Raw genomic sequence first — 16,031 nt, 5'->3', positions numbered from 1 at the left:
GCCCGGTCACGGCCGGCTCCGGGCGTCGGGGGCGTCGGGGGCCTCGAGGGCGACAGGGGCGTTGGACGCCGCGGGGGCCTCGGGGGTGATCAGCCGCAGGTGGCCCGGCGGCGGGGGCGGCGGAGCGGCGGGCGGGTAGCCGAGCAGCAGCCGACCCTCCCCCTCCTGGCCCACCACGGTGAACCCGGCGAACCGGAGGTTCACCAGCATCACCCGGTTGACGTCGGTGGGCACGAACTCGGCCAGCGGGCGGCGCCCTTCGGCGAGGGCCGCGCGCACGACGTGCCCGATCAGCGCCGGCCCGATGCCCCGGGACATCACCCGGCAGGACAGCAGGAGCAGCCGCAGCACCTCGGCCGGCCCGGCCGGGCCGTCGCCCTCCCGGTGCCCGGTCCGCTCGCTCAGCGCGAGGCCGATGGTGCCGTAGTCGCCGAACCGGTCGGTCAGTTCGGCGACCAGCACCCGGTGGTCGGGCGAGTCGCACAGCGCGCGCAGCTCCGGCAGGCCGTAGGTCCGGCCGGTGGTGTTGAGCTGGTGGGTGCGGACGGTGAGTTCGTGGGCGCGGGCGAGGTCGTCCGACCCGGCCCGACGGACCGTCAGCTCCAGTCCCAGTGAGGCGAGGAACTCCTCGGGGGTGCCCTGGTGATCCTCCCGGGCCTGGGTGCGGAGCGCCTCGCCGCGGTAACGCAACCGGCGTTCACGGGCGTCGGAGGTGACGAACTCGGGCCGGAACTCCGGCAGTTCGGCCAGTGCGGCGACCTGCTCGGCCGGGTAGCAGCGCACCACGGGGTGGGCGGCGGCCACTTCGGCGCGCTCGACCGGGTCGTTGTCGACGAAGGCCACGGTGTCCAGCCCGATGCCGATGGTCTCGGCGATCCGGCGCACCGCGCCCGACTTGGGCCCCCAGCCGATCTCCAGCACGGTGAACAGCTCGTGCAGTCCGAGCCGTTCCAGGTGCGCGGTGGCGACGGCCCGGTCGCTCCGGCTGGCGACGGCGTGCAGGACGCCGCGCTCGTCCAGCGCCCGCAGGGCGGCAGTCGCGGCGGGGAACGGCACCGGATCGTCGCCCTCCAGCACGGTGCCGTCCCAGAGCGTGTCGTCGAGATCCCAGACCAGGACCTTGACGGTCGGCTCCGCCCTACTCTGCTCCGCCCCGCTCTGCTGCGGCCCGGTCATCGGCGCACCCCCTGGCGCAACAGGCGGTCGGCGATGTGCAGTTCGGCGACCTGCGGGCTGCCCTCGATGATCTCCATCACCTTGGCGTCCCGGTAGAACCGGCCGGCCCGGACGCCGGGCTCGCAGCCCGCCGACCCGAGGATCTGGACGGCCCGGTCGGCGACCGCCTTCGCCGCCCCGGCCGCCGCGTACTTGGCGACCACGGTCTCGGTGGCGGCGCCCAGCGGCGAGCCGACCCGGGCCTCGGCGGCCCGCTCGGCCAGCGCCCGGGCGGCCGCCGTGTCGACGGCGGAGCGGGCGAGCAGCGAGCGCACCAGCTGGTGCCCGGCCAGCGGCACGCCGCCCTGGACCCGGCGCGCGGCGTGCTCGGCGGCGTCGGCCAGGCAGGCCTCCGCCATGCCGACGCAGCCCCAGGCCACCGTGAACCGGCCGTGGTCCAGCGCCACGGCGGAGGTGTGGGTCAGGCCCAGCCCGGGCGGCGCCACCAGGTTCTCCCGGGGCACCCGCACCCGGTCGAAGGTGAGGTGGGCGATCCGCGCGGCGCGCAGGCCGAGTTGGCCGCTGACGGGCTCGCGGACGATCCCGGGCCGGTCGGCCTCCACCAGGACGGCCGTCGGGCCGGCGTCGGTGCGCCCCAGCACCAGGAACACGTCGGCGCTCTGCCCGAAGGTCACCCAGCGCTTGGCGCCGGTGACGACCAGCCGTTCGCCGTCGTCCTCGATCCGCGTCCCGACCTCGGCGAGCGCGCTGCCGGCCTCCCGTTCGGTGGCGGCGAAGCCGGCGAGGCGTTCGCCGGAGGCCAGTGCGGGCAGCCACCGCGCGCGCTGCTCCTCGCCGCCCCAGCGCAGCAGCGCCGCGGCCGTCATGCCCTGGACGGTGAGCAGCGCGCGCAGGGCGCCACAGACGCCGCCCAGGTGCGCGACGGCCTCGCCCAGCTGGGCCGGGGTGGCGCCGGCGCCGCCGTGGCGGGCGGGCAGGTCGAGGCCGAGCAGCCCGGCGGCGGCCACCGCGCGGACGGCCTCGTCGGGCAGCGCGCCCTGCTCGTCCCAGCGGGCGGCATCGTCGCGGACGGCGGCGGCCAGCTCGGCGGCGGCGTCGACCACCGAAGCCCCCAGGTCGGACGGGGCGGACGGACGGGTCTCGCTAGCCGTGGGCGGCACAGCCGGCCCCCGTCTCCCCGCCCGCGCCCAGGCCGGCCCGCTTGCGCTCGACCAGCGCGGCGATCCGCTCGGCGGTGCGGAAGGAGTCCAGGTCGAGGTCGTCCACCTCGATCCGGATGTCGAACCGCTCCTCGACGAAGACCACCAGCTCCAGCGCGAACAGCGAGTCCGCGAGCCCCAGTGCGAAGTAGTCCTCGTCCGGCGCCACCGGCCGGCGCAGTGCGACGGTCAGGAACTCCCGTATCTCGATTGCCGTGTCGGTCACGCGGTGCTCTCCCAGGGTCCGATTTCCACCAGCAGCAGGTTCCAGGCCGCCACCGGGCTGACGTTGACCAGGACGACCCGGTCGCCCTCGGCCAGCCGCCCGTTCGCCAGCGCCGTCCAGAGGTTGAGGAAGACGTCGTTCGGCCCCAGGTGGCCGTACCGGGACAGGTTCTCCTTGCACTCCGGCAGGAGTTCGACACCCAGCGACTCCGCCAGGAAGCGCAGTCCGCCCGCCGAGAGGTTCTGGCTGGCGTAGCCGGCGACGTCGGCGCGGTCGAGGCCGTGCCGCTTGAGCAGCCGCTCCAGGAGCGCGGTGAGCCGGTTCCTGGTCTCCACCGCGAGCCGGAAGGAGTAGCCGGGCAGGTCCCGGCACTCCTCCTGCCAGCGCTCCCAGGGGCGGTCCCGGTAGTCCACCCGGAAGAGGTCCCAGTACGCGCCGTTGGTCTCCTGGACCAGGTCGAGCACCCGCACCGGGCCGGTGCGGGCGAGCAGCAGGGCCTGCCCGGCGTCCCCGTTGACGGTGACGGGGTGCCGGTAGCGGCCGGGAGTGGCCGGGGTGGAGGCGTGCGCGACCAGGACGTGCCGGACGTCCGGGTCGGCGGCGAGCAGTCCGCGGGCGGCGAGCAGGGCCGGGCCGAGCGAGACGCAGCCGAGGCCGCCGACGCCGAAGGTGACGGCCTGGTCGGCGCCGAGCCGGGCCTGGAGCCTGGTCGCCTCGGAGCTGAGCAGGGTCTCGGGGGCCCGGGAGTCGACGACGATCAGGGCGTCCAGGTCCTGGGCGGCGAGCCCGGCGCCGGCGAGCGCGCTGCGGGCCGCCCGCTCGGCCAGCCCGGTCGGGCCGAGTTCGCGGTCGACGGCCACGGTGTCGATCCCCAGGCCGGCCAGCGTGGTTCGGCGTTCGCCGTCCAGGCCCGCCAGTTCGGGCAGTTCGCCGACCAGCACCCGCTGCTCCGGCAGATGCCAGGCCGCCTCGCGCACCGCGAGCGGCGCGGGGGCGCCGCCCGTCCTCGTCGTCACCATGCCGTGTCCTCGACTCTCCACTGTCCGTCCGGGCGTCTCTCGGTGTCGTACGGTCGCGTTCCGGGCCGAGCCGGGGCGCGGCTCAGGCACTGCGCAGGCAGCCGTCCGCCGCCGACTCGGCGTAGGCCTCGCCCAGTTCCCGCACCGCCTCGGCGACGCCGCTGCGGGGCACCCCGGCGTACCCCACCACCAGGGCCGGCCCGGACTGCCAGGACCGGTGGTGGTACGAGCGGCCGCCGCGCACCAGCACCGAGCGGCGCAGCGCCCGGGCGACCAGCGCGGCCTCGTCCACCCGGTGCGGGAGCTGGACGTAGGCGTGCAGCCCGGCGAAGGCGCCCACGATCCGGGCCCCCGGCAGCCGGCGCCGCACGGCCTCGTGGAAGACCTCGCGGCGGGCCCGCAGCCGTTCGCGCTGGCGCCGCAGGTGGCGGTCGAGTTCGCCGCCGTCCAGCAGTTCGGCGAACGCGTGCTGGGTGAACACGTCGCAGCCGAGGTCCCGTTGGGAGCGGACCTCCTCCAGGCGGCGGCGCAGCCGGGGCGGGGCGACCAGCCAGCCCAGCCGCATCCCGGAGGCCAGCGACTTGCTCGCGGTGCCCGCGTAGAGCACCCGGGAGGGGGACAGCCGTTGCAGCGCGGTGGGCCGGCGGCCGTGGTCCAGCCAGAGGTCGCCGTCGTAGTCGTCCTCGATGATCCAGCCGTCCACGTCCTCCGCCCAGCGGACCAGGGCGGCCCGCCGCTCGGCGCTGAGCACGGCGCCGGTGGGGAACTGGTGGGCGGGGGTGACCAGCACCGCGCGGGCGCCGGTGCGGGCCAGCGCGGCCACGTCGATGCCCTGCTCGTCGACCGGGACGGACGGGCAGTCCAGGCCCGACTCGACGATGAACTGGCGCTGCTGCGGGTGGCACGGGTCCTCGACGGCGAGCGCGCCGAGGCCGGTGCGGGGCAGCGTGGCGCAGACCAGGCCGAGCGTCTGGGCGAACCCGGACACCACCATGACGTGCTCGGGGGTGGTGTGCACGCCGCGCGCCCGCCCGAGGTAGCGGGCGAGTTCGGCGCGCAGCGCCGGGACGCCGGACACCGGCGGGTACCCGAGGTCGCGCGGGCCGAGCCGGCGCGCGGCCCGCTGGTAGGCGGCCAGCCACTCGCGCTGGGGGAAGGCGGAGGCGTCGGCGCCGCCGGCCCGCAGGTCCCAGCGGATCACCGGGGCGGGGCGGGCGTCGCCGAGCAGGGTCGGCATCCGGGTGCCCCGGTCCAGGTGGGTGGCGACCCGGGTGCCCGACCCCCGGGTCGCCTCCAGGTAGCCGCCGGCGACGAGTTGCCCGTAGGCCTCGACGACGACGCTGCGGGACACCCGGAGGTCCTCGGCGAGCTGACGGCTCGACGGCAGCCGGGTGCCGGGGTGCAGCGCCCCCTCGGCGATCTCCCGCTTGATGCCGTCCCGGATCTGGGCGGTCAGCGGGAGCACGTCCTCCCGTGCCACGTCGATCAAGGTGTTCCAGGGCATGCTTGGTTCCTCCCTCCCCCGCCCACGGCGGCCCTGTCAAAGCCCTCCGGACCTGTTCAGCCCGTCGGCCCGGCCCTGCCCGGCCCGTCAGCCCGGTGGCCCTAGCGGGCCTCGGACAGACCGGACCGCTCGGTGTCCAGCAGCGCCCGCAGGGACGCGGCCCGGACGGCCCGGCCGACGGCCTCGCCCTCCTCCTCAGCGATGCCGACTCCCCAGTAGGAGTGGGAGTCCACGACGATCTCGAAGGCGGCGGTGACCGCGTTCAGCGGTGCGCCGGCCCGCTCCACGACGAGGCCCTGGACGACGGCGTCGAGCCCGTAGCCGGCCACCGCCTCGGCGGTGGCCCCGCTCCAGCGGGTGTCGCCGGGCTCCGCCACCAGCGGCTCCGGCTCCGGCAGGCCGGGCACGGTCTCGGTGCCCAGCGCCACGTACCGCTCGACGAAGTGCTCCCACAGCTGGTCGCCGGTGATCTCGCCGCCGATCTCCTCGCAGACCGCCTGCATCTCGGCGGCGAAGTCGATCTGGAGGCGGCGCGGCAGCTCGATGCCGTACTCGGTGCGCAGCAGGTGGGCGATGCCGCCCTTGCCGGACTGGGTGTTGATCCGGATCAGCGCCTGGTAGTCGCGGCCGATGTCGCGCGGGTCGATCGGCAGGTACGGCACGTCCCAGACCTCCTGCCCGGACTCCTCGCGGGCGCGCAGGCCCTTGGCGATGGCGTCCTGGTGGGAGCCTGCGAAGGAGGTGTAGACGAAGTCGCCGGCCCACGGGTGGCGGGCGTGGACGGGCATCTGGTTGCAGCTCTCGACGATGCGGCGGATGCCGTCGATGTCGCTCAGGTCCAGCATCGGGTCGACGCCCTGGGAGAACAGGTTCATGGCCAGGGTGACCAGACAGACGTTGCCGGAGCGCTCGCCGTTGCCGAACAGGGTGCCCTCGACCCGGTCCGCCCCGGCGAGGACGGCGAGTTCGGCGGCGGCGACGCCGCTGCCGCGGTCGTTGTGCGGGTGCACGCCGAGGATGGTGCGCTCGCGGTGGAGCAGGTTGCGGTGGGTGTACTCGATCCGGTCGGCGAACTCCTGCGGCGGGAACACCTCGACGGTGGAGGGCAGGTTGATCCGCAGCGTGTGCGCGGCCCGCGGGGCCCAGAAGTCGAGGACGGCGTTGCAGAGTTCGAGCGCGTAGTCCGGCTCGGTCTGGGTGTAGGACTCCGGCGCGTACTGGAGGTAGATCTCCGTGCCGGGGATCGAGTCCTGGAGTTTGAGGGCCTGTTCGGCCCCGTCGAGCGCCATGGCGGTGGTCTGCCGGCGGTCCTTGCGGAAGACCAGGCGGCGCTGGACCTCCGAGGTCGGGTTGAAGATCTGGAGGACGGCGCGCGGCACGCCCTCCAGGGCCTTGACGGTGCGTTCGATGAAGTCGCCGCGGATCGGCGTCATGACCTGGACGACGACGTCGTCCGGGATCGCGCCGGTGTCGACGAGGTGGCGGAGGAAGGCGTGGTCGTCCTGCGAGGAGGTGGGGAAGCCGACCTCGATCTCCTTGAACCCCATGGCGACCAGCAGGTCGAACATCCGCCGCTTGCGGGTGATGTCCATGGGGTCGGTCAGGGCCTGGTTGCCGTCCCTCAGGTCGACGCTGCACCACAGCGGGGCCTGCTCCGCGCGGCGGCCCGGCCAGCCGCGGTCGGGCAGCCCGACCGCCTGGTACGGCTGGTACTTCCGGACCGGCATCGCGCTGTGGCGCTGGATGCCCTGGTCGCGGGCGGGTGTGCCCTGCGGCGTGTCCGCGTCGGTGGGTTGAGCGGTCATCTCTCCTCCACAACGGTGGTCTGGGCGTCTTGTGGGGACGCTCTGCTAGCTCTGCTAGGCGGGCCAGGTGCTGAACTGTCTCCTCCCGTAGAGCAGCGGCGACGCGTCGCTGAGCTCGGTGATCCGGATGACCTCGCCGAAGACCATCCGCTGGCCGCCGACGGGGACCAGCTGGCTGACCCGGCAGTCGGCCACCGCGTGGGCGTCGTGGACGAGGTGGGGTCCGCCGGCGCCGGGGGGCAGCCGCCAGGTGGTCGCGTCGAACCGGTCCGGGTCGCCGGAGGCGAACAGTTCGGCGGTGCCGCGGCCCTCGGCGTGCAGCAGGTTCACCGCGAACTGGCCGCTGCGCAGCACGGCCTTCAGGGTCGGGCTCTCCGCCCGCATGCCGACCAGCAGGGTGGGCGGTTCGACGGTGACGCTGCACAGGGCGGAGCAGGTCATGCCCCAGGGCCGGCCCGCGTCGTCCAGCGAGGTGACGATGGCGACGCCGCTCGGGAAGCCGGACATGAAGGTCCGGAAATCGGAGGGGGTTGAGGTGACGAGTTCCACGTGATTCACCGCTCGACTGGGTAGGGGACCGGCTCCGCGGTCCGGGGCGCGTCCACGCTCGCCGTGCGCCGGTCGATGACCCACAGCAGCGGACCGCTGAGCACCGTCGTGAACAGGGCCATCACGACGAGGGCGAGGAAGAGCGCCGGGGTGAGGATCCCGGCCTGGTAACCCGTCTGGAGGACGGCGAGCTCCGTCAGGCCGCGGGCGTTGAGGAACACCGCGATCCGCATGGACTCGACCGGAGGCCGGCCGGCCGCCCGGGCGCCGTAGTAGCTGCCGACCAGCTTGCCGAAGATCGCGAGCACCACGGACAGGACGACGGCCTGCCAGGAGAACACGCTGAGCGGCGCCGAGGCGAGGCCCATGCCGGTCACCGTGAACAGCAGCGGCAGCACGATCCGGCCCCAGCCGCCGACGGTGTGGGCGGCCCTGGTCCAGGGGCCGGCGCCGTCGTCGCCCGGCAGCGCCAGGGCGACCAGGACGGCGCCGAGCACGTCGGTGAGGCCCAGCCGCGAGGTGGTCAGGGCGGCGGCCACGGCCGCGGCGGCGGTCAGCCCGATCGGCACCGCCACCGGGATCCGCTCGGCCCAGGCCCGGGGCCCGGGCAGGGCTCCGGCCCGGCGGAGCAGCCAGGCTCCCAGCAGGCCGACGACGAACACCAGGTACGGGGTGATCTTCCCGCCGCCGTGCGCCAGGCCGACCGCGATCGCCAGCAGCGACCAGGTGACGGCGTCGATGGAGACCGCGACCGCCATGCAGAGCCGGCCGATCGCGGTGTTGAGCATGCCGCGGTCGTCCAGGATGCCGGCCAGCACCGGTACGGCGGTGACCGCCAGCGCGATCGCCAGCATCAGGACCAGCACCCCGGCCGGGGCGCCGCCGCGCAGGGCCGGGGAGCCGTCGGCCAGCACCCACGCGGCGAACGCGACGCCGCAGCCGAGCGGCAGCAGCAGCGAACCGGTGGCGGTCATCGCGATGGTGCGCCCGCCCAGCCGGCTGCCGCCGGCCCGGATCTCGTGGACGGCGCCCACCAGGAAGAGCGCGAGGCCGAGGTGGCCCGCCTTCTCCAGGACGGCCCCGCCGTCCATGGTGGCCGGCTTCCAGTGCCACTGGCTCGCCAGCAGCGCCCCGAGCAGGAGGCAGGCCATGATCTCGCCGACGATCTCCGGCTGCCGCAGCAGCTTCGCCAGCCGGCGTCCGAGCAGTGCCACGGGGACGAGCAGAGCGAGCGTCACCGCGGCCGGTACGTACGGAAGACTGTCCATGGTGCCTCCTTTCTCGGGGCGCCGAAGGGTCAGTGCATCTGGGCGAGGTACTCGTACTGGCTGGGCAGGCGCTTCAGGAGCTCGGCGGACTGGTCGCTCAGCAGCTGGAACTCCTTCTCCGCGCGGCTGCCGTCCTGAAGGGCGAGCGCGGGCGGGGCCTTGAGCTCGATGCCGCCGAGGCCGAGCAGCATGGCCAGGTAGGAGTAGGACTCGAACCCGTGGAAGTGCGGGAAGATGGTGGCCTCCGTCGGAGGCTTGGCCTTCCACAGCTCGATCCGCTCGGCCAGGCCGTCGGGCATCACCCGGGTCTTGGCGTCCCGCCAGTAGGCGTTGTCCTCGCGGGCCGCGGCCTTGTAGTGCAGGACGAGGAACTCCCGTACGCCGTCGATGGTGTTGCCGACGATGCGGTTGTAGGAGCGGCGCAGCCCCGGGTCCCAGTCGGCGTCCGGGAAGTGCTTGACCAGTTCCTCGATGCCCTGCTGGATGAAGAAGATGCCGGTCGACTCCAGGGGCTCGACGAAGCCGCTGGACAGGCCGATGGCGACGCAGTTGTTGACCCAGGCGTTGCGGGTGCGGCCGATCCGCATCCTGATGTGGTTGGCCTCCAGGCCCTCCGCCTCCGGGCCGACCTTGGCCCGCAGCGTGGCCTCGGCCTCCTCGGGCGTCGCGTACTCGTCGGAGTAGACGTAGCCGGTGCCGATGCGGCCGAACAGCGGGATGGTCCAGATCCAGCCGGCGTCCGAGGCGGTGGCGGTGGTGCAGGGGCGCAGGCCGCGCTTCTCCATGTCGACCGGGACGCGCAGCGCCACCGCGCGGTTGTTGGGCAGGGTGTCCTGGAAGGAGGTGAACGGCTCCTCCAGGGTCTGGTTGATCAGCAGGCCGCGGAAGCCGGTGCAGTCGATGAAGAGGTCGCCCTCGATCAGGCCGTGTTCCTTGGTGCGCACGCCGCTGATCCAGCCGCGCTCGTCCTGGACGACCTCGACGACGTCGTCCTCGATGTGCTTGGCGCCGCGCTCGGTGGCGTACCCGGAGAGGAAGTCGGCCAGCAGCGAGGCGTCGAACTGGTAGGCGTACGGGAACTGGGTGTCCTGCTCCGTGAGGGTGTCGCGCTCGGTCGTGTTGCCGCCCTCCTTGAAGTCCTGCTCGAAGAGGGTGCCGTCGAGGTAGCGCGGGGACTTCTCGGCGTCGCAGATCGCGGCCATCAGGAACACGTCCTGGTCGAAGCGGTCGCCGGAGCGGCTGTTCAGCCACCAGTCGGTGAGCGGCAGGCCGTCGACGACCCGGAGGCGCTCGAAGGGGTGGTAGAAGTAGTGGCCCTTGCGCCGCCAGTTCTCGAATCGGATGCCGAGCTTGTAGGTGGCATTGCACTTGGGCATCCAGACGTGCTCCGGCAGGCCCAGGTAGTTGAAGAAATGCCGGACGGTGCTGAAGGTCGCCTCGCCGACCCCGATGGACTTGATTCGCTTGGATTCCACCAGCGTGACGGAAATGCGATCGCCGAATGCGGCGCGCAGGTACGAGGCGGCCATCCAACCGGATGTCCCACCACCGACGATGACGACGTTGCCCAGCATTCCTGACCCTCTCAGCCGGTCGTTCAACCCGGAGCCCCGGGCTGTCCCATGGCTCGAAATCCTGCGGCAGCGGAGCCTCCGGAAAACAGGCTTTTAAGCCTCAGCGGAAACACGCACTCCAGCGCGTCCCGGCGTTCGCCGGGGGTTTTCCGACATGCCGAACAGATGGCACCCGATGGTTGGGGGTGCCATCTGTTCGGCGGAACTCGCCGGAATTCGGCGGGGGTTCGACGGGCGTTCGGCGGGGGTTCGCGGCCCGGCCGGGCCGGCTCAGTCCCCGTCCAGCAGGTAGTCGTGCAGCAAGGAGATGACCCGGGCCCGCTGCGCGGTCAGGTAGAAGTGCCCGCCGGGCAGCACGTGGAACGCGAACTCCTTGCCGGCCAGCGCCTCCCAGCCGCGGGCCCGCTCGACGCTCACCGTGACGTCGGAGTCCCCGGTGAGCACCACGACCCCGCAGTCCACCGGGCGCAGCGCGGTGGGCCGGTAGGAGTCGATCAGCAGGTAGTCGTTGCGCAGGATCGGCAGCACCATCTCCCGGATGTCCGGGTCGTCGAAGATCGACATCTGGGTCCCGCCGTGGCCCGCGACCGTGGCGAGGAGCTCGTCGTCGCCGCGGGGCCGGGCCGGCGCCCGCCCGACCGGTCCGTCGCCGGAGCCGGCCGGCGCCTGCGGCGGCGGGTAGCCGGAGAGCACCAGCCGGGCCACCGGCAGGCCCTGCGCGTGCAGCGACTGCACGGTCTCGTACGCGAGCAGCGCGCCCATGCTGTGGCCGAAGACGACCGTCTCGACGCCGGGACGGTCGGTCTCCAGCAGCGCCCGCGTCAGCTGGGCCACCAGGGTCGCGGCGTCCTGGACGAAGGGGTCCTCGATCCGCTCCTCCCGCCCCGGGTACTGGACGAGCTGGAGTTCGACGGCCGCCGAGAGGTGGTTGGCCCAGGGCCGGTAGAAGCCCGCGCTGCCGCCGGCGTGCGGCAGGCAGACCAGCCGACGGGTCGCCTCCGGGCGCGGCCGGGGGATCACCAGCCAGGGTTGGTCGTCGTTCAAACGGTCACTTCCTTCCGTCGGCCCCGCGGGGCCGTGTCCGTACCGGCCCGGCCGGTCATCCGCAGGCCCGGACGATCTCGCGCAGGGCCTCGTGCATGCGCTGGAGCAGGGCGGTGGCCGCCGCCTCGTCGAACCGGCCGCCCGCGTACACGCAGGACAGCTCCATCCGGCCGCCCTCGACCGCGGCGGCGACGTCCAGCTCGTAGGTGCGGGTCTCGCCCGGCTCGTGGTCGCCGCCGCCGTGGTCCAGGTGGCGCAGGATCAGCCGGTCCCCCTCGGGCAGCTGGTTGTCCCACTGGCCGAGGTAGTTGAAGCCGATCCGGGCCCTGGGCACCGGGACCAGCAGGTCCTCCCGGGCCTCGACGGCCGCCGCCAGCCGCAGGACGCCGTGGCCGATGCCGCGGCGCGGGACGGCCCGCAGCCGGCGCTTGGCCACCCGGACGGCGGCGGTCGGCGCCAGGTCCGCGGGCACGTCGAGCAGCACCGGGTAGATCGTGGTGAACCAGCCGACGGTGCGGGACAGGTCGACGCCGTCCAGGATCTCCTCGCGGCCGTGCCCCTCCAGGTCGATCACGGTGCCGCCGTCACCGGCGTGGCCCTGGGCGGCGAGCGCCTGGGCGAGGGCGGTCAGCAGCACCTCGTGGACCTGCGCGCGCAGCACGCCGGGCACCCGGCGCAACAGCGCCTCCGTCTCGTCCTCGGTCAGGGTGTGCCGCGCGGTGCGGCGGTCACCGAACCGGCCGGTGTCCAGGTGCTCCCCGGCGGGCTCGGGCAGCGACCGCCAGTGCGCCAGCTCGTCGTCGAAGCCGCCGGTCAGGGCGTGCTCGCGCAGTCGGCGGGACCACTGGCCGAAGGAGGTGGAGCGCGGGGCGGGCCGCACGGGCCGGCCGGCCGCCAGGTCGGCGTAGGCGGAGCGCAGGTCGTCGAGCAGGATGCGCCAGGAGACGCCGTCGACCACCAGGTGGTGCGCGGTGAGGAACAGCCGGGCCGGGCGGTCCGGTCCCAGGTCGGCCAGGACGGCGCGCAGCAACGGCCCGTCGGCCAGCCGCAGGCCGCTCTGGGCCTGCCGGAACGCCTCGGTGGCGCGCTCCTCGGCGTCCTGCGCCCCGGCGAGGTCGAGCCGCTGGAAGTCCCAGCAGCCGTCGGCCTCGGCCGCCACCTCCTGGGACCAGGCGCCCCCGGCGTCGCGGGTGTAGCGGGCGCGCAGCATGTCGTGCTGCCCGACCAGCGCGGCCAGGGCGGCGCGCAGGGCCTCGGCGTCGGTGCCCGGGACGAGTTCGAACAGCAGCGACTGGTTGAAGTGGCCCGGGTTGACGGTGTGGTGCTCGAAGAACCACTGCTGCACGGCGGTCAGCGGCACGGGCCCGGTGCGGTACGGGTCCTCCTCGGCCGGCCCGCTCTCCCCCGTCCCGGCGGCCTTGGCGAGCGCGGCGACGGTCTTGTGCTGGAAGAGGTCCCGGGCGGTGAAGTGCAGGCCCTCCTGGCGAGCCCGGGCGACCACCTGGGTGGAGAGGATGGAGTCGCCGCCGAGCAGGAAGAAGTCGTCCTCGGCGCCGACGTCCTCGATGCCCAGCACCGAGCGGAACACCTCGGCCAGCGCGGTCTCCACCGGGCCGGTCGGCGGGGTGGAGACCCTGGTCAGGGCCTCCCGGGCGTCCGGCAGGGCGTCCCGGTCGACCTTGCCGTTGGTGGTGAGCGGCATCGCGTCCATCGGGATCAGCGCGGCCGGCACCATGAAGGCGGGCAGTTCCTCGGTCAGGGCCTCGCGGACCTCGCGGACCGCCTCGCCCCGGTCGCGGCCGGGCGCGGCGACCAGGTAGCCGACGAGCTGCTTGCCGCGGTCGCTCTCGCGGACCACCACGGCGGCCTGGTCGACCGCGGGGTGGCGCTGCATCGCCGACTCGATCTCGCCGGGCTCGACCCGGAAGCCGCGGATCTTGACCTGGTCGTCGGCGCGGCCGCGGAAGTCGATCCGCCCGTCAGGCAGCCAGGCGCCGAGGTCGCCGGTGCGGTAGAGCCGGGCCCCGGGGTCGTCCGCGAAGGGGTGCGGGACGAACCGCTGCTCGGTCAGCTCCGGGCGGCCCAGGTAGCCCTGGGCGACGCCGCGGCCGCCGAGGTGGATCTCGCCGGTGACGGCGGGCGGCACCGGGTTGCCGTGCGGGTCCAGCAGGTAGACCTCGGTGTTGGGCAGCGGCCGGCCGATCGACAGCCGGCTGCCGGCCTCCTCGTCCTGGACCTCGAACATGGTGGCGCCGACGGTGTTCTCGGTCGGGCCGTAGCCGTTGATGAAGCGGTGGACCCGCGACCACCTGCGGGCCAGGCCGACCGGGCAGCGGTCGCCGACGGCGAGCACCACCGAGCCGGCGGGCAGTGCCTCGGGCTCGACCGCCGCGAGGGCCGCGGGCGGCAGCGCGAGGACGGTGGGCCGGCCTCCCGCCATGGCGCGCAGTTGCTCGCTGCCCAGCGCCTCGGACTCGTTCGCCGGGAGGGCGAGCGCCGCGCCGGAGACGAGGGCGAGGAAGGTCTCCCAGACCGCGCCGTCGAAGCTGGGCGAGGAGAGCTGGGTCACCGTGTTCTCGGGGCCGGTGCCGACAATCAGCCGGGAGGCGTTGACCACGTTGGTCAGGCCGCCGTGGCCCAGCAGCACGCCCTTGGGCGTCCCGGTGGAGCCGGAGGTGTAGACGATGTAGGCGAGCGCGTCCGGCCCCACCCGGTCGCCCTCGGGCACCGGTCCGGTGTGCGCGTCGAGCTGCGGGCGCAGGTCCTCCAGGATCAGCGGCTCGGCGGCGGACTCGCCCGCGTCGGCGGCCAGCGCGCGTTCGGTGAAGACGAACCCGGCGCCGGTCTCGGCCAGCATCAGCTCCCGGCGGGCGGCCGGGAAGCGCGGGTTCAGCGGCAGGAAGGCGGCGCCGGCCTTGAGCACCGCGAGGGTGGCGGCCACCTGGTCGGGGCCGCGCTCGCAGCAGACGCCGACGACGTCGCCGGGGCGGGTGCCGCGGGAGCGCAGCACCTCGGCCAACAGCCCGGCCCGGCGGTCGAGTTCGGCGTAGCTGAGCCGCTCGTCGCCGCGCACCACCGCGAGGCCGTCGGGGCGTTCGGCGGCCCGCTTGGCCACCAGCAGGTGCACCGGGTCCTGTTCGGGGAAGGCCACCGGGTTGCGGGCCCAGTCCACGGTGAGCCGGTTGTGCTGCTTCGGGTCGAGCAGGTCGAGCCGGCCCAGCTCCTGGTCGGGGTCGGCGGCGATCGAGCCGAGCAGGGTGGTCAGGTGGCCGGCGAAGCGGCGCACCGTGGCCTCGTCGTACAGGTCGGTGCTGTACTCCAGGGCGGACCAGAGGCTGCCGTCGGGGCGCTCCTCGAAGGCCACCACGAGGTCGAAGCCGGTGCTCGCCTGCGGCAGGGCCAGCTGCTCCATGGTCAGCCCGGGCAGGTCGAGGACCGCCTCGGGGGCGTTCTGCAGGACGATGAGCACCTGGGCGAGCGGCATCCGGCTGGGGTCGCGCTCGGGCTGGACGGCGTCCACCACCCGCTCGAACGGGACCTCCGCGTGGTCGAAGCCGGCCAGCACGGTGTCGCGGACCTGGCCCAGGAAGTCCCGGAAGCCCAGGCCCGGCTCGGTCCGGGCGCGCAGCACCAGGGTGTTGAGGAACAGGCCGACCAGGTCGGCGAGTTCGGGCTCGTCGCGGCCGGCCACCGGGGTGCCGATCGCGACGTCCTCCTGCCGGGAGAGCCGGGCCAGCAGCAGCTGGGTGGCCGCGGTGAGCGTCATGAACAGCGTCGCCGCGGCGGACTCGGTGAGCTCGCGCAGCCCGGCGACGGTCTCTGCCGGGACGCTGAACTCGTGGAAGGCGCCCGCCCCGGTGGGCACGGCGGGGCGCTGCCGGTCGGTCGGCAGCTCCAGCACGGGGACGCCGTCGAGCTGCTCGCGCCAGTAGTCGAGCTGCTCGTCGAGCCGCCCGCCGGAGGCCCGCTCGCGCTGCCACACCGAGTAGTCCGCGTACTGCGGCCCCGGCGCGGGCAGGTCGGGTTCGCGCCCCTGGAGCGCGGCCGCGTAGTACTGGCCCAGCTCGCGGGTGACGATCGACAGCGACCAGCCGTCGTGCGCGATGTGGTGGATGCTCAGGACGAGCACGTGCTCGCGGTCGGAGAGCCGGACGAGGAGGGTCCGCAGCACCGGGCCGGTGCGCAGGTCGAAGGGCCGGCCGGCCTCCTCGCGGACCAGCCGCAGCAGTTCCTCCTCCCGCTCCTCGGGCGTCCCGCCGCCGGCCTCCACGACCGGCAGCGGGATGTCCACACTCGGGTGCGGGACCTGCACCGGGACGCCGTCCACCTGGTCGTAGGTGGTGCGCAGCGCCTCGTGCCGGTCGACGACGGCGGCCAGCGCGCCGTGCAGCGCCGCGCGGTCGAGGTCGCCGCGCAGCCGCAGCGCGAAGGAGGAGTTGTAGCCGACCGACTCCGGGTCGAACTCGTACAGGAACCACATCCGCTGCTGGGCGAAGGACATCGGCAGCGGGCAGGAACGGTCGGCGGGGCGCAGCGCGGTGCTCGCGGCGGCCTCGGGGGCGGGCGCCTCGGCGCCCGCCAGGCGGTCCCGCAGCAGGGCCCGCAGGTGCTCGGGCAGGGCCGCGATGCGGTCCTCGCGGGACGTGGACGTCTGGGTCTCACTCATG

11 protein-coding genes are annotated in these 16,031 nt (G+C 74.3%); all 11 read right to left on the bottom strand.

Features of this window, described 5'->3' with window-relative positions:
* Positions 1 to 6: 6 nt before the first annotated feature.
* Positions 7 to 1,176: an HAD-IIIC family phosphatase gene (locus ACIOGZ_RS04650; RefSeq protein WP_363585104.1), complete on the bottom strand. Its 1,170-nt coding sequence runs from the start codon at positions 1,174 to 1,176 to the stop codon at positions 7 to 9.
* Positions 1,173 to 2,336 (bottom strand): acyl-CoA dehydrogenase family protein, encoded by a 1,164-nt coding sequence (locus tag ACIOGZ_RS04645; protein ID WP_363585106.1) that lies wholly within the window; start codon positions 2,334 to 2,336, stop codon positions 1,173 to 1,175. Before ACIOGZ_RS04645 ends, ACIOGZ_RS04650 begins: the two co-directional genes overlap by 4 nt.
* Positions 2,320 to 2,601, bottom strand: coding sequence for a phosphopantetheine-binding protein (locus ACIOGZ_RS04640; protein WP_363585108.1), 282 nt, complete (start codon positions 2,599 to 2,601; stop codon positions 2,320 to 2,322). The genes ACIOGZ_RS04645 and ACIOGZ_RS04640 overlap by 17 nt, the downstream gene beginning before the upstream one ends.
* Entirely contained in the window at positions 2,598 to 3,620 is a 1,023-nt protein-coding gene (locus ACIOGZ_RS04635; protein ID WP_363585110.1) for a 3-oxoacyl-ACP synthase, read from the bottom strand. The genes ACIOGZ_RS04640 and ACIOGZ_RS04635 overlap by 4 nt, the downstream gene beginning before the upstream one ends.
* A gap of 82 nt (positions 3,621 to 3,702) precedes the next feature.
* A complete protein-coding gene (locus ACIOGZ_RS04630; RefSeq protein WP_363585112.1) occupies positions 3,703 to 5,124 on the bottom strand; it encodes a PLP-dependent aminotransferase family protein in 1,422 nt (473 codons plus the stop codon).
* 101 nt (positions 5,125 to 5,225) lie between these two features.
* Positions 5,226 to 6,929: a 2-isopropylmalate synthase gene (locus tag ACIOGZ_RS04625; RefSeq protein WP_363585114.1), complete on the bottom strand. Its 1,704-nt coding sequence runs from the start codon at positions 6,927 to 6,929 to the stop codon at positions 5,226 to 5,228.
* A 54-nt stretch (positions 6,930 to 6,983) separates the two neighbouring features.
* Entirely contained in the window at positions 6,984 to 7,436 is a 453-nt protein-coding gene (locus tag ACIOGZ_RS04620) for a flavin reductase family protein (RefSeq protein ID WP_363585116.1), read from the bottom strand.
* 47 nt (positions 7,437 to 7,483) lie between these two features.
* Positions 7,484 to 8,746 carry a cation:proton antiporter gene (locus tag ACIOGZ_RS04615; RefSeq protein ID WP_363585118.1) on the bottom strand — a complete coding sequence of 421 codons (1,263 nt, stop codon included), beginning with the start codon at positions 8,744 to 8,746 and terminating at the stop codon, positions 7,484 to 7,486.
* A 29-nt stretch (positions 8,747 to 8,775) separates the two neighbouring features.
* Positions 8,776 to 10,320, bottom strand: coding sequence for a tryptophan halogenase family protein (locus ACIOGZ_RS04610; protein WP_363585120.1), 1,545 nt, complete (start codon positions 10,318 to 10,320; stop codon positions 8,776 to 8,778).
* Positions 10,321 to 10,590: 270 nt separating this feature from the next.
* Complete coding sequence (locus ACIOGZ_RS04605) at positions 10,591 to 11,364, bottom strand: alpha/beta fold hydrolase (RefSeq protein WP_363585122.1); 774 nt, start codon at positions 11,362 to 11,364, stop codon at positions 10,591 to 10,593.
* Between the two features lie 55 nt (positions 11,365 to 11,419).
* Positions 11,420 to 16,030, bottom strand: coding sequence for an amino acid adenylation domain-containing protein (locus ACIOGZ_RS04600; protein WP_400984823.1), 4,611 nt, complete (start codon positions 16,028 to 16,030; stop codon positions 11,420 to 11,422).
* Position 16,031 lies beyond the last annotated feature (1 nt).

Origin of the sequence: Kitasatospora sp. NPDC088160 (genome assembly GCF_044741445.1) — a bacterium.
Taxonomy (GTDB): domain Bacteria; phylum Actinomycetota; class Actinomycetes; order Streptomycetales; family Streptomycetaceae; genus Kitasatospora.
This window is presented reverse-complemented; position numbering and strand designations above follow the sequence as displayed.

Coding starts and splice junctions, on each gene's coding strand:
- ACIOGZ_RS04600 (WP_400984823.1), bottom strand. CDS start 16,030: ATGAGTGAGACCCAGACGTCCACGTCCCGCGAGGACCGCATCGCGGCC.
- ACIOGZ_RS04615 (WP_363585118.1), bottom strand. CDS start 8,746: ATGGACAGTCTTCCGTACGTACCGGCCGCGGTGACGCTCGCTCTGCTC.
- ACIOGZ_RS04630 (WP_363585112.1), bottom strand. CDS start 5,124: ATGCCCTGGAACACCTTGATCGACGTGGCACGGGAGGACGTGCTCCCG.
- ACIOGZ_RS04620 (WP_363585116.1), bottom strand. CDS start 7,436: ATGTCCGGCTTCCCGAGCGGCGTCGCCATCGTCACCTCGCTGGACGAC.
- ACIOGZ_RS04650 (WP_363585104.1), bottom strand. CDS start 1,176: ATGACCGGGCCGCAGCAGAGCGGGGCGGAGCAGAGTAGGGCGGAGCCG.
- ACIOGZ_RS04610 (WP_363585120.1), bottom strand. CDS start 10,320: ATGCTGGGCAACGTCGTCATCGTCGGTGGTGGGACATCCGGTTGGATG.
- ACIOGZ_RS04635 (WP_363585110.1), bottom strand. CDS start 3,620: ATGGTGACGACGAGGACGGGCGGCGCCCCCGCGCCGCTCGCGGTGCGC.
- ACIOGZ_RS04625 (WP_363585114.1), bottom strand. CDS start 6,929: ATGACCGCTCAACCCACCGACGCGGACACGCCGCAGGGCACACCCGCC.